Origin of the sequence: Geotalea daltonii FRC-32, assembly GCF_000022265.1 — a bacterium.
GTDB classification, from domain to species: Bacteria; Desulfobacterota; Desulfuromonadia; order Geobacterales; family Geobacteraceae; genus Geotalea; species Geotalea daltonii.
The window spans coordinates 3359663-3373850 of sequence record NC_011979.1 but is presented as its reverse complement, the minus strand read 5'-3'; the positions used below and the strand labels follow the sequence as shown (position 1 = coordinate 3373850).

At 49.9% G+C, this 14188-nt stretch carries 7 protein-coding genes; all 7 read left to right on the top strand.

Annotated elements, in window-relative coordinates; translation table 11 throughout:
* Nucleotides 1-18: 18 nt before the first annotated feature.
* Complete coding sequence (locus GEOB_RS15315) at nt 19-1236, top strand: response regulator (protein WP_012648154.1); 1218 nt, start codon at nt 19-21, stop codon at nt 1234-1236.
* 77 nt (nt 1237-1313) lie between these two features.
* Complete coding sequence (locus GEOB_RS15310; RefSeq protein ID WP_012648153.1) at nt 1314-3974, top strand: valine--tRNA ligase; 2661 nt, start codon at nt 1314-1316, stop codon at nt 3972-3974.
* A gap of 53 nt (nt 3975-4027) precedes the next feature.
* The gene (locus tag GEOB_RS15305) at nt 4028-4819 is read left to right on the top strand and encodes a prepilin peptidase (protein WP_012648152.1); all 792 of its coding nucleotides are present in this window, start codon (nt 4028-4030) and stop codon (nt 4817-4819) included.
* 8 nt (nt 4820-4827) lie between these two features.
* On the top strand, nt 4828-6450 hold the full coding sequence (locus tag GEOB_RS15300) for a sensor histidine kinase (RefSeq protein ID WP_012648151.1): 1623 nt from the start codon (nt 4828-4830) through the stop codon (nt 6448-6450).
* Nucleotides 6413-7792 (top strand): sigma-54-dependent transcriptional regulator, encoded by a 1380-nt coding sequence (locus GEOB_RS15295; RefSeq protein WP_012648150.1) that lies wholly within the window; start codon nt 6413-6415, stop codon nt 7790-7792. The genes GEOB_RS15300 and GEOB_RS15295 overlap by 38 nt, the downstream gene beginning before the upstream one ends.
* Before the next feature lie 204 nt (nt 7793-7996).
* Nucleotides 7997-8305, top strand: coding sequence for a hypothetical protein (locus GEOB_RS15290; protein ID WP_012648149.1), 309 nt, complete (start codon nt 7997-7999; stop codon nt 8303-8305).
* 149 nt (nt 8306-8454) lie between these two features.
* Nucleotides 8455-14187 carry a pilus assembly protein PilY gene (locus GEOB_RS15285; protein ID WP_154650503.1) on the top strand — a complete coding sequence of 1911 codons (5733 nt, stop codon included), beginning with the start codon at nt 8455-8457 and terminating at the stop codon, nt 14185-14187.
* The last annotated feature ends 1 nt before the right edge of the window (nt 14188 follow it).

Below are 14188 nucleotides of genomic sequence, written 5' to 3'. Positions count from 1 at the left end.
CCATCAGAGGAGGGATAGATGAGCAATAAATTGCTCCTCGCCGATGACAGTATTACCATCCAGAAAGTTGTCGGTATAATCTTCGCGAATGAAGATTATGAACTCACTGTTGTTGATAACGGTGATGCAGCTCTGGAAAAAGCAAAACAGATAATTCCGGATATAATTCTTGTCGATGCGCTCATGCCAGGTAAAAACGGCTATGAAGTCTGTGCAGGAGTGCGGCGGGACCCCAAGCTGAACACGATACCGCTGCTCCTCATGACCGGTGCTTTTGAGCCATTTGATGAAGACAAAGCCCGTCAAAGCGGTGCCGACGATTTCATTTCAAAACCTTTTGAATCCCAGCAGCTCATTGACAGGGTAAAAAAACTGATCGAACTAGGCAAGGAGAGGGTGTCAATTCCCGCTACGGAATCCTCCGTTGCAATTGCGGCATCGCCCGAACCTGTCTTTCCCTCAGCCGTGGCAATGCAGACAGCCGTGCCTGTTGCAAATGAATTGGCTCAAGCCTTTGCCGAGGAGCCCGTCATAGAAGAGAAAGCCGAGGAAGTTTTTGCCCTTGGCGAGGAGGCTGTCGAGGGGAGTGCTGACGACGATCTGTGGGGCGCTTTCGAAATTGAAGATCTTTCTGCAGGTGGAGCTGCCGAATTCGGGGTTGTCGAAGAAAAAGTTCCTGCTGTGGCAATTCCGGCTCCTGTGGAAGTTGATGAAGAATTTTCCTTTGCCGATGTGAACGATGACATAGGTGGTGCGGTCGCAGCCAGTACTCAGGCTGAAGTTCAGCAGTTCGAGACGGGTTGGGAGCCTGTGGAAGAGCAGACTTTTGCTTTTCAGGAGGAAGAACATGGAGAGGTCGGCCAACCTGTAGAGCTGGGTATGGCTGCTGAACCTTCCGAATTCGAGTTTGCCCCAGAAGCTGAAGAACCTGCTCCGGAAACAGGTTTTTCCTTCAATGAGAATATTGAGACTGTTGTGGACTTATCCTCAACATTTTCCCCCCAGCCTGCTCAAGCACCGGTTGCTCCTGTGGCAACACCGGATGCTGGTGTGTCAGCTGCTCCTGCTGCCGATGGTTCACAACTTCCCGTAATTACAGAGGCTCAACTGGTAGCAGCACTTCGCACACTTTCGCGGGAGGTTATCGAGAAAATAGTTTGGGAAGTGGTTCCCGATCTGGCGGAGTTACTTATCAAGGAAGAAATCCGCAAACTTAAGGGTGGATCCGGAAGTTGATACTGTTTAGTTATAGGCATTAAAAACGGGGATTTCATATCCCCTTTTTTATTCGAAATTATTTAAAGAGGTTGCTGATGGCAGATAAAGAATTGACAAAGGTATACGATCCTGAAAACGTGGAACAGAAGTGGTACCGGGAGTGGGAAGCAAAAGGTTATTTTTCAGCTGCTGCAACTTCTGCCAAGCCAGCCTACAGCATAGTAATTCCTCCCCCCAATATCACTGGCGTACTGCATATGGGACATGCCCTGAACAACACCCTTCAGGATATTCTCTGTCGCTGGAAGCGTATGCAGGGGTTCAATGTACTCTGGATGCCCGGAACCGATCATGCCGGCATAGCCACCCAGAATGTGGTCGAACGGCAGCTGGCGGCCGAAGGGAAGGACCGTCATGAACTTGGTCGCGAGGCCTTTACCGAAAGGGTTTGGCAATGGAAGTCCGAGTCGGGTGGGCAGATCATCGGCCAGCTGAAAAGGCTCGGCGCCTCCTGCGACTGGGGACGTGAACGGTTTACCATGGACGAGGGACTGTCCAAAGCAGTCCGGGAGGTATTTGTCCGCCTCTACGAAGAGGGCTTGATCTATCGGGACAACCGGCTCATCAACTGGTGTCCTCGCTGTCATACGGCACTTTCCGACATCGAAGTGGAGCATGAAGAAAAAGAGGGCCATCTCTGGCATCTTCGTTACCCGGTTGTCGGCTCCGGTCGGCATCTGGTCGTTGCCACTACCCGCCCTGAGACCATGCTTGGCGATACTGCTGTTGCGGTCAATCCGAACGATGAAAGATATACGGACCTCATCGGCGGCCACGTCATGCTGCCCCTTGTCAACCGGAAGATTCCCATCATTGCCGATGAATACGTGGACATGGAATTCGGTACCGGCGTCGTCAAAATCACACCGGCCCACGACTTCAATGACTTCGAGGTGGGTAAACGGCACAACCTGGACAGAATCAACATCTTTGACGAATCGGGCGTCATCAACGCTGCCGGCCATCAGTATGAGGGAATGGAGCGCTTCGCTGCCAGAAAGCAGATTATCGCTGATCTGGAAGCCCAGGGACTAATGGACAAGATCCAGAGCCATGCCCTGTCAGTGGGAGGCTGTTACAGGTGTAAAACTGTAGTCGAGCCTTACATGTCTCTGCAGTGGTATGTGAAGGTCGGGCCTCTCGCAGAAAGAGCCCTTGCTGCCGTAAAGGAGGGCAAGACCCGCATTGTTCCCCAGCAGTGGGAGAATACCTATTACGAGTGGATGGAGAATATCCGTGACTGGTGTATTTCACGCCAGATCTGGTGGGGGCATCGCATTCCTGCCTGGTACTGTGACCATTGTGGTGAGATTACCGTTGCCAAGGTGGATCCTGTCAAATGCTCCAAGTGCGGCAGTGATGAGATCCGCCAGGAAACTGATGTACTGGATACCTGGTTTTCTTCCGCCCTCTGGCCTTTTTCAACCATGGGCTGGCCTGACCGCACCCCTGAGCTGGCAACTTTCTACCCCACTTCCTGCCTGATCACCGGTTTTGACATCCTCTTCTTCTGGGTGGCACGGATGATGATGATGGGGTTGCACTTCATGGAAGAGGTCCCTTTCGTGGACGTCTACATCCATGCCCTGGTTCGCGATGCGCAAGGGCAGAAGATGAGCAAGTCCAAGGGCAACGTCATCGATCCTTTGACAGTCATCGATTCTTACGGCACCGACGCATTCCGTTTTACTCTGGCCGCCTTTGCAGCCCAGGGGCGTGACATAAAACTGGCCGAGGAACGAATCGCCGGTTACCGGAACTTTGCCAACAAGATCTGGAATGCTTCCCGCTTTGCCATGATGAACCTGGAAGGGTTCGATCCTGATGCTGTCAAGGCCGATGAACTAGAGCTGTCTAATGCCGATCGCTGGATTCTGTATCGTCTAAATGAAACAGCCGGCGAGGTGGAGGAGAGCCTGAATGCCTATCGCTTCAATGACGCTGCTGCTGCCTTGTACCGGTTTACCTGGAGCGAATTCTGTGACTGGTACATAGAGCTTGTCAAGGACGATCTCTACAAGGGGGATAGCACCCGGCAGACTACGGCGCGCTATATATTATGGATGGTTCTGGAGCATCTTCTCAGGCTGCTGCATCCTTTCATGCCATTTATCACCGAAGAGATCTGGCAAGCACTGCCAGGGAAAAAGGGTCCCGCCAGCATTATGCTGGCCGAATATCCGCGCCGCAAAGCGGAGTGGGATTTTCGTGACGGAGCAACGGAAATGGAACTGGTGATGGCTGTAATCAGTGGCATCAGGAACATACGCGGAGAGATGGAAGTCCCTCCCAGCAAGAGCATTGCCGCCATGCTTGATTGCAAGTCTCCAGCCAGCCTCAAGCTGCTTAAAAAGAACGAGGTCTACATTGTCAGTCTGGCCAGGCTTTCCGATCTTGCCATTGGCACGCACATCGAACGTCCCGCCGATGCGGCTCTGCAAGTTGCAGGGGACGTGGAAATAGTCGTCCCGCTTAAAGGGCTGGTAAACGTTGAAGAAGAGGAAAAACGCCTCCTGAAGGAAATAGGCAAAATCGACAAAGATATAGATTTTCTGAGCAAAAAGCTTGAGAATCCGAGCTTTGTCGATCGGGCTCCTGCCGAAGTGGTGGCCAAGGAGCGAGAGAAGGTTGCAGAATTTGCAAATAAGAAGCAGGTGCTTGGCGAGAGCCTGGAGAAGATCAGAAGATTGAAGTAGGAACAAGTCTGGCAGGCTCGGGCATGGCGATGTCCCCCTTTACGGAGATATGTATGGCAGGCACGTTACCTTTTTATATATTTGCCTTTGTTTTTGGCGCCGTTGTCGGTTCCTTTCTCAACGTCTGTATCTATCGTTTGCCAAACGGACAATCGGTGGTCTTGCCCCCATCACACTGCCCGAACTGCGATTACAAGATCAGATTTTACGATAATATTCCCATGCTCAGCTATCTGCTGCTCCGCGGCAAATGCCGCTCATGCAGGACCCCGATCTCACTCCAGTACCCCTTGGTCGAGTTGATAAACGGCCTGCTCACACTGTTTCTTTTCATCAAATTCGGTCCGACCCTTACTTTTCTCTTCCTCTTCATATTTTCATCCGCCCTTGTCACCATCACCTTTATCGATCTGGAACACCAGATCATTCCCGATATCATCAGCCTTCCAGGTATAATAATCGGCTTTGTCGCTTCTTTTTTTCTGCCATGGCTCGGCTGGAAGAACTCCCTGATCGGCATGCTTCTCGGCGGTGGCAGCCTGCTGGTAGTTGCCTATGGTTACCAGTTCCTTACCAAAAAAGAAGGGATGGGGGGGGGAGATATCAAACTGCTGGCAATGATGGGGGCATTTCTCGGCTGGCGCTCAGTTCCCTTCATCATTTTTGTCGCTTCTTTGGTCGGGTCGATAGTTGGTGTGACCCTGATGCTGGTTCAGAAAAAAGATTCCAAACTGGCCATTCCCTTCGGGCCTTTTCTTGCCTTTGCCGCGTTGCTCTATGTCTTTTACGGCCGCGAGATCATCTGGTGGTATATGTCCCTGGCCGGTCCCAGCCCAGGAGGGTAGGGGGCAGCATGAAACAATTTCGCATTTCCCTCACCGTTTCCATTCTCTCCTCTCTGGCTTGTCTGCTGGTCCTGACCTGGCTCTTGCTCAGTCTGATCTCCTTTAAAACCGCAGAAAAAGACCTTCTCAATACAAAAAATGATGAAGCACGCATTCTTCTGGCCGCTTTTGTTGAAGTTCTGCCCCCGTCGTTGAAAAAATTGGCGGAAAATTCTGTCATCCGGACTTTTTCTGCACGACTTGCCAAAGAGAAAGATTTTGCGGGGATCTATGTTGTAGCTGGCGGCGGGAAGCCGCTTTATGTAGTCCGTGACCAGAGAGGGACAGACAGCCAACTTGAATATACCTTGAAAAATGGGAGGGAGTCCTTTGCCTACAGCCGTGACGGCCGTTTCATCTTTCGCTATGCTCCCGTCTATTCCGGGAACAGGGTTACAGGTGCGGCCCGTCTTACACTCTCATTGGCAAAGGCGCAGGAGCGGCTCAGGGAGTCACGCCGTCTTTTTCTCGCTTATTTCGTGCTTGATTTTCTCCTCCTTCTGGGATTCGGCTCATTCCTGCTTTCTCGAATCATTGTGGTGCCGATAAGAAAACTTTTGACAGCTACCGCAAGAATTGCCACCGGTGATTACCGTCATGTTGTCAAAGTGCCGGGCAGTGCTGAAATAGCTGAACTGGCCGAATCCTTCAATACCATGGCTGAAGCATTGGAACAAAATCGGCTGGAGGTGGAGCGGACCGTGGCCTCCCTGGAAAAAGCAAATCAGGAGCTTCAGTTGGCGAGGGAGGAAACGGTAAGGTCGGAGAAGATGGCGTCCGTTGGACTGCTGGCAGCGGGCATGGCCCACGAGGTAGGTACTCCACTTGCTGCCATTATCGGTTATGCCGGCATTCTCAAAGATGATCTTAAAGATGATGAAGTGAAAGCCGACTACCTGCATCGCATAGAGGCCGAAGCCGGCCGAATTGATCGAATTGTCCGTGGGTTGCTCGATTATGCGCGACCGACACAGACCAAATACGAGCAGGTGAAGGTTTCCCAACTGGTCGCCGAGACGGTCGACCTCCTTAAAGATCAGGGAGTTTTGAAATCTTTCGACCTATCTCTGCAGCTCAGCGAGAATTTGCCCATAATCAATATTGATCCCCATCAACTTCAGCAGGTGCTTATCAATCTGCTGATAAATGCAAGAGATGCCATGCCTGCCGGGGGAAGTCTTGGTATAAAGACTTCCCTTGTGCGGCATGACCGGCCACCAATTCACAATCCCGATTCCGGTCTGATGGTTGTCGGACGGCGCAAGGGCGATTTCAATAATGCCTTCAGTTTAGCTTCTGTAAATAAACAATGGGTTGACAGCTGGTTGCTTATTTCTGTCATGGATAACGGAGAGGGGATAGCTGCAGAAAATCTTAAAAAGATTTTTGATCCCTTCTTCACCACAAAGGAACCAGGCAAAGGTACAGGACTTGGCTTGGCAATTTGTGCAAGGATTATTGATTCTTTTAACGGCAGGATCATCGCTGAAAGCGAAACAGGCAAGGGAACAGTCGTAACCATGTGGTTGCCTGTCCCGAAGACAAGGACTAGTGATGAACGATATGGCAAACAAGACCATACTTGTAATTGACGACGAGGAAAATCTTCGCCACATGCTGCAGGTCATGCTTAGAAAAAAAGGCTATAAGGTTGAATTGGCCTCTGAAGGTGCCGAAGCATTGAGGTTGGTCTCTCAGAAGGATTATGACTTCATCCTCTGTGACATCAGGATGCCGGTCCTGGATGGTGTTGGTTTTCTGAAGGGGGTTGACCCTGCCAGAACTGAAAGTACCATCATCATGATGTCTGCCTATGGCACTGTGGATACGGCCATCGAATGCATGAAGCTGGGGGCCTACGACTATATTTCCAAACCATTCAAAAGTGATGAGATTGATCTGGTATTGAGAAAAGCCGAAGAACGGGAAAGGCTGAAGTCCGAGAACAGGCTACTGAAGGAAGAGTTGAAGAAGGAATATTCCTTCGCCAACATCATCAGCAAAAATCAGCGTATGCGGGCAATCTTCACTTTGGTGCAGAAAGTATGCGACTTCAAGACGACGGTGTTGATCCTTGGTGAATCGGGTACCGGCAAGGAGCTGATTGCCAGGGCCATTCATCAGAACAGCAATCGAAGAAATGGACCTTTTATCGCCATAAATTGTGCTGCGATCCCTGAAAGTCTGCTGGAGTCTGAGTTGTTCGGCCATGTAAAAGGCGCGTTCACAGATGCTTCGACAGATAAGGTTGGCCTGTTCGAACAGGCCACCGGAGGAACGCTCTTTCTTGATGAGATTGGTGAAATGCCGCTCGCCTTGCAGGTTAAGCTGCTGCGGGTTCTGCAGGATGAGGAGATCAGAGTAGTTGGCGGGGCAGCCACGAAAAAAATTGACGTCCGCGTAATATCTGCCACCTCCAAGGACCTGGAAAAAGAAATTTCTGAAAACCGCTTCAGAGAGGACCTTTATTTCAGGCTTAACGTCTTCACCATCACCTTGCCCCCCCTGCGTGACCGGCAGGAAGACATTCCATTGCTTATCAACCACTTTATTGCCAAGCACTCTTCTAAAATGGCTAAACATCAGGTTCAGTACTCATCAGAAGCTTTAAGAAGCTTGATGGACTACAACTGGCCAGGTAATGTGAGGGAATTGGAGAACAGTATAGAAAGGGCATTGGTAGTTTGCGAAGGGGCTATAATCAGCCTGGACTGTCTGCCGGAAAAAATTCGGCAGTTTCATGCAGAATTGGTTGTACCAGGGCTGGCAAATGATTCATTGTCAATAAAATATGCCGAAGAAGTTATCGAACGGGATTTGATCAGAAGGGCGCTTGAACGAACAGGGGGTAACCGGACACATGCCGCAAAGCTTCTTGAGATTAGCCATCGGGCGCTGCTATATAAAATAAAAGACTATGGAATGGATGATTGACATTTTTTGTGGCAAACCTCAGTTGGCTATGAAAAAAGTGCAGGGTTGAATAACCTCTCCAAAATAAAACCTCTTTTAATCTATTGAAAATATTGGCTTGTTTCTTCTTGTATTTGTCGGCATGGTTGTTGCTCAACCAGTCTTGGGATCAAAGGGTGACAACAAGAAAAGACGTCCTTTTTTAAACCAAGTAAGAGGCAAGTTATGAAAAAGATTATACTCTTGATATTTTTCCTGATGCTTATGTGTTGGTCTGTCGTCGAAGCTGCTCAACAATCAGTCCTGACATATTTCAATGGTATTGTTGGTGATATTCAGGGCGATACGATTACTGTTGCAAATACAACTTTTGTCCTTGATAAAAGGGTGATAGTCCATATTCATCAGCGCAAAAAAGGCGCATTGTACGAGGTTGCCGGCAAGCTGACAGATATCCATGTGGGATCGCCGGTTTACTTGAGAATTGCCGGCAGAAAAGTATTCGAGATAACACTGGAGAGGTGGAAACAATGACAGAGCCGAAACCAAAATACGGACCTATAACGATAGGACTTTTTCTTGCCTCATTGTTGTGTTTTCTTCCACACTCTGTCATTGCAGCGGTCAGTAACGATTACTGTATCCTCCCTCCTTATATTGCTCAGCCGGTCCCCCCGCTGGTAATGTTTGAGGTAGGTCGGGATCACAAGCTATATTATTCAGCCTACAACGATGCCGCAGACATTGACGATGACGGACAGCTTGAAACTGGTTACAAGCACACTGTCGATTATTACGGCTACTTCGATGCCTATAAATGTTACACCCATTCGGGCGGGTCCGGTGCCAATGATAAATTCACACCGGTGAGTTCCACTCCGGACAAATTCTGCGCTGCAGGACAATGGAGCGGTAATGTGTTGAACTGGATTACCATGTCTAGGTCGGACGTGTTAAGAAGAGTTCTTTTTGGTGGCCATAGAAGCCAAGATAGCACTTCCTACACGGAGTTGGAGCGGGTGCCCCTACCTCAGGATGCTCATAGCTGGGGCAAGGAACTGACAGGCAGACTATGTTACGATGGAAGCAAATATACTACTACCTGTAATGATGCTGGCGATTGCGCATCAGGCTCCAGCTGCGTGGACAAATCAGTCAACCTGATAGGCTTTGCGGCTGCTGACGCTCCCTCAGAATGCCCTAGTCCGGTAACGGTCAACTGGACTTCGACCAACCAGACCGTTTCCACTACCACAGGCAATATCCTTATCGCCAAGTACAAGCATCCTAATCATATCGGCGTTTGTGGTGACTATTCCATTGTGCCGGGAACTCCTGCATATGTAGGCGACCCGGGACCATACGAACCTACCATAACCGATACCATTTACGGTTCCTTTGAGGCATCCTCAGCTAATTTCATCAGCTCCTATTACATATCTGATTTCAACTTTGCCGACACAATCCCGAGCCACAATCCTCCGGGCAACTTTACTTCGCCTCCGCTAGATGTTTTACCGAGCAAGGATCATGGCCAGGGCGCAGACCTGACCGATTTCAACTTCCTTGCAGTCACCGAATTCAATGTCACAAAGAGCACCAAAGGAGACTGGGAATTCATGGTGGATGGCGATGATGGAGTGGAACTCCTAATTGACGGGCAATTGGTTGCTTTTAATGGTGGCTGCCACTCCGCATGCTCCACCGCACCGACCACCCCATGTAGCACTACTCAGGTGGGAACGATCAATCTTTTGTCTGGCTACCATCGTCTGCTGGTGCGGCATAGCGAAAGTACCGGCCAGGACGGCATTAAAGTCTGGTACAAGAATAAAAACACCGCTTCCTGGACTATCTTCGGCGGTGCTACCCTGACTCTCCGGGCACCAGCCATCAACTCCACCAACGTCTGCAGCATCAAATCCCAATACTTCATAGATACAGGCACTCCCGTGTCGGGAACCGCCAAGCGTCATTTGTTTTGTAATACAACCCTTTCCAAGACCGGGTCCCCTATCGTTCGGCTGCTCAAGAACATGCCAAACAGGATCTGGGAATGGTCAGCAAAAGAACGGCCCGTCTGCGATGCTTCTCTTGGAACTCCTACTGATCTGGCAGTACGGGTGGAGGTCTGTAATGCAGCGACAGGTGTCGAATCTTGGTGCAAGGATTACAACGGCACCTATAAGCCGACCGGGCTGTTGCAAAAGTATGGCGAGGGGGATGGAGCAAAAGTCTGTTCAAAAACCTTCTTTAAACCTTGCACAACTGACACTGACTGTGGTGCCACGGAAGGACTCTGCATATACAAGGCTCCCATGTATTTTGGCCTGATGACAGGTTCCTATACCAAAAACCAGAGCGGTGGAGTGCTGCGAAAGAATCCCGGCAGCGTCTTGGACGAAACCAATGCAAATAATGGCATCTTTCAAACCTCAGAGAACGTCCAGGGAAACATCATTCACACCTTGGACCGTATGGCTATCACTAATTACAACTATTCTACAGGCCAGTACGATAACTGTGGCTGGGTAGAAACAGGCCCGCCGATTGAGGGCATGTGTGAAAACTGGGGAAATCCAGTGGCCGAAATGATGTATGAGAGCCTCAGATACTTTTCCGGTAAGCGGGATGGCAGCGGCAAATTTTTACCCACTCCTGATTTCACTTATGGCACTTCAGCGGATATGGGACTGAGTCTGTCAAAGCCCGACTGGGGCTACCCCAAAGGTAGCAATGTCTACACGCCATACGAAATCTATCCTTCCTGCGCAAAGCCTTTCGTCTTGTTCTTGAGCGACATCAACCCTAGCTACGATACGGACCAGGTGCCGGGTTCTTCCTTTGCCAGCTATACCGAAGATTTGGCCACACCTAAATTGAATGTAGACGTGTCGGCACTCTCCAAAGCCATTGGCACGCAGGAAGCTATCGCCGGCAACAACTGGTTCGTCGGCCAGTCCGGTTCAACCTTCGACATGGTCTGTTCCTCTAAAGGTGTTAGCAATCTAGACAAGGTCAGGGGCCTTTGCCCTGAAGAGCCGACAAAAAAAGGCGGCTATTACGCCGCCGCTCTGGCTTACTACGGCAAAACCCTCTTTAATGCCAATAGCAAAATACCTGATGTGACGACCTTTGCCGTTGCCCTTGCATCTCCTGTCGCTGAGCTAAAAATTAAAGTCGGCGCCAACAGCTTTATCAATTTTGTACCTGTCGGTAAGTCTTTAGATGGTTGCCTCGGCGTCAAAGAAAGCTGCGCTGCCAAATGCACCTTTGGTCTAGACGCCGAAGGCCGTTTTACATCCAGTTGCCCCTCAGATGCGTTCTGCCCGACCAACCAAATCGTCAATGATTTTGTTGAAAAGGTCCAGTATGACAATGCAGGAAATGTCATCTATGCAAAATTCAGGCTGAACTATGAGGACTCGGAACAAGGCGCAGACCATGATATGGACGCCATTGTCAGTTACGAAATCTGCACACCCGCTTCCGTCAATATGAGTGATACATCGTGTACTGAGCCACTCTCATCCGGACAACTGGAAGTCAAACTGTCTTCTGAATATGCCTCCGGCTGTATCGACCAGGCTCTCGGCTTCGTCGTTTCAGGGACAACCGCCGATGGCCTCTATTTGCCAGTTAAAGATAAAGATGTCTCCAATGCTTCCAAACTATCGTCGGCACCTCTTTCTATGCCCCTTGCATGGCAGAAGGTCTTTACTGTCAACGGTACGGGCAGCATTGCAGGCTTCTTGAAAAACCCACTCTGGTATGCTGCCAAATGGGGAGGATTCGTAGATTCCAACAGTAACAACATGCCCGACCTCGACTCGGAGTGGAACAAGGGCGGAACCGGGAACCCAGACAACTACTTCCTGGCAGTAAACCCGCTTAAACTTGAACAGCAGCTGGATACGGCCCTCAATGCCATTCTAGCCCGCGTATCCTCGGGTACTGCTGCATCTGTTCTCAGCAACAGTGAAGGGAGCGGCGCCAATATCCTGCAGGCCGTGTTTTACCCGAGGCAGGATTTTGACAATAACACCAGCGTAAACTGGATCGGTGAGATGCAGAATCTCTGGTATTACATTGATCCATACTTTGTAAACAGTAATATCAGGGAGGATTCTGATTTTGATCATGTTCTCAATCTAAGCAAAGACAAGGTTATCCAGTTCTTTTTTAGTTCGGATGATAGAACGATGGCCAGGAGGTTTGTCGATCCCAAACTTGTCGAAAAAACCTTTGATACAATTGACCCGGATGCAGTAAGGAGCCTCTGGCGGGCGGGCCTTCAGCTTTGGGAAAGGGATCTGTCTGCCAAACCGCGGAAAATCTACACCTCTACTGATAGTACTTCCCTCATAAATTTTTCATCCAGCCTTTTTCCAGGTAGCCCTGCAGTCAACAACTCGAGTTTGCTCCAGCCTTATCTTCAGGCGACAACAGTGGGGGAGGCGGAAAGCGTAATAAACTATATCCATGGTGTTGACAATCCCCCTACCTATCGGAGCAGAACGGTTTCCATAAATAAGCCGGATGGCAGTCTTCTGGGAAGCCATGTTTGGAAGCTGGGGGATATCGTTTCTTCTACACCCCGGTTGCAATCCACCGTCCCTCTCAATAGTTACAATTTAAAGGAGCCGAAAGGCTATCGCGACAAAAGCTATGGGGATTACTCCAATAATAGTGGTTTTATTTATTCGAACAGCTATCAGAACAGGGGCATGGTCTATGTGGGGGCCAATGATGGTATGCTCCATGCCTTTAAATTGGGCAAGCTGGAGATAACAGAGAATTTTTCGAAACTGGCGACACTGTCCGGCGAGGATCTGGGAAATGAGGAGTGGGCCTATGTTCCCAAAAATGTTTTGCCTTATCTTAAGTATCTGGCTGAACCCAGCTACAATCATATTTACTTCGTGGACGGGAGCACTTCCCTCTTCGACATCAGTACTGCAAAGCCTACCACTTGTTCAACTTCCGATTACTGGAACTGTCAGAAAGATGTCAGCAGCTGGAAAACGGTACTGATCGGAGGAATGGGAATAGGCGGCGCCTCAAAGGCTGAGAAGGTAACTACCTGCACGGACAAGGTTACCGCAGGGACTTGTGTTAAGACTCCCATCATGGACCCAGCAGATGGTAGTAAAGGGTTGGGATATTCTTCCTATTTCGCCCTTGATATAACAGAGCAGTACTTCACCTCGCCTGGTGGCACTCTGGCAAATAAACCAAAACTTCTATGGGAATTCTCAGACCCTGCCTTGGGTTTTGCCACCTCTGGGCCTGCAATTATCAAGATTAATGGCCGCACCGGCGGGGTTGCTGACCCGAACACCAATGGCCGCTGGCTTGCTGTGTTTGCTTCTGGACCCACTGGTCCCATAGATACTGCCAGCCACCAGTTCAAGGGAGTGTCGGATCAGAACCTGCAGCTCTTCGTTGTAGACCTTGAGAAGGGACCTGGTGCCGGCTACTGGAAAATTGATACTGGTGTCCCCAATGCATTTGCCGGTTCTCTTTCTTCCAATGTGGTCGACACGGACAGACTTCGTCTTGGGGCACCTGGTAACTATCAGGACGACGCCCTTTATGTTGGCTATGTTAAAAAGGCGGCTGATGGTAGCTGGGCCGACGGCGGGGTTTTACGTGTTGTGATACCTGAAAATACCGATCCGTCAACCTTGAACCCTCCGACCCAGTGGCAGGTCAGTAGGGTCATGGATGGTATCGGACCGGTTACCACCAGCATCGCCACCCTTCAGGGCAAAAATCTCTATCTCTTTTTCGGCACCGGTCGCTTCTATTATCCCGGTGACGATCCAGGTACTGATGCTGCAAAGCAGCGCCGGCTATTTGGCATTCAGGAGCCCTGTTATAAAGACCCTGTCACCCACCTGGACGGTACAGAAACCACGGGAGGGGACATTAATGACAACAATTGCAGTGCATCACTTTCTCTTTCCGATCTGACTGACCAGACCTCAGGCACTGCAAATGGATTGTCCTTTCTGGGCGACAAAGGATGGTACATCAACCTGGATCTTGCGGGAAACAACTTTAATGGCGAAAGAGTAATTACCAACCCATCTGCGGTTACTAGCGGCAATGTATACTTTACCAGTTTCAAACCCACTGAAGACATCTGCTCCTTTGGCGGTACTTCCTACCTATGGGCTGTCAATTATTACACTGGTCTGGCTGTCCCTTCTCGCAGCTTGGTAGGAAAGGCCCTGGTCCAGGTTTCTACAGGTAGCTTTGAGGAGGTTGACTTGCCCACTGCATTTACCGACAAAAAAGGGCGCAGAATGGGGGCTGGAATGACTGGCAAACCGTCATTAGATGCTCCTCCAATTGTTTCTAACGTGGGTCTTGACCCATTAAAAAGGATTCTCCATGTTCAGGAGCACTAAG

Excerpts from the sequence above, each read along its gene's own strand:
- GEOB_RS15300 (WP_012648151.1), top strand. The coding sequence starts at position 4,828 with ATGAAACAATTTCGCATTTCCCTCACCGTTTCCATTCTCTCCTCTCTG.
- GEOB_RS15290 (WP_012648149.1), top strand. The coding sequence starts at position 7,997 with ATGAAAAAGATTATACTCTTGATATTTTTCCTGATGCTTATGTGTTGG.
- GEOB_RS15285 (WP_154650503.1), top strand. The coding sequence starts at position 8,455 with ATGTTTGAGGTAGGTCGGGATCACAAGCTATATTATTCAGCCTACAAC.
- GEOB_RS15310 (WP_012648153.1), top strand. The coding sequence starts at position 1,314 with ATGGCAGATAAAGAATTGACAAAGGTATACGATCCTGAAAACGTGGAA.
- GEOB_RS15315 (WP_012648154.1), top strand. The coding sequence starts at position 19 with ATGAGCAATAAATTGCTCCTCGCCGATGACAGTATTACCATCCAGAAA.
- GEOB_RS15305 (WP_012648152.1), top strand. The coding sequence starts at position 4,028 with ATGGCAGGCACGTTACCTTTTTATATATTTGCCTTTGTTTTTGGCGCC.
- GEOB_RS15295 (WP_012648150.1), top strand. The coding sequence starts at position 6,413 with ATGAACGATATGGCAAACAAGACCATACTTGTAATTGACGACGAGGAA.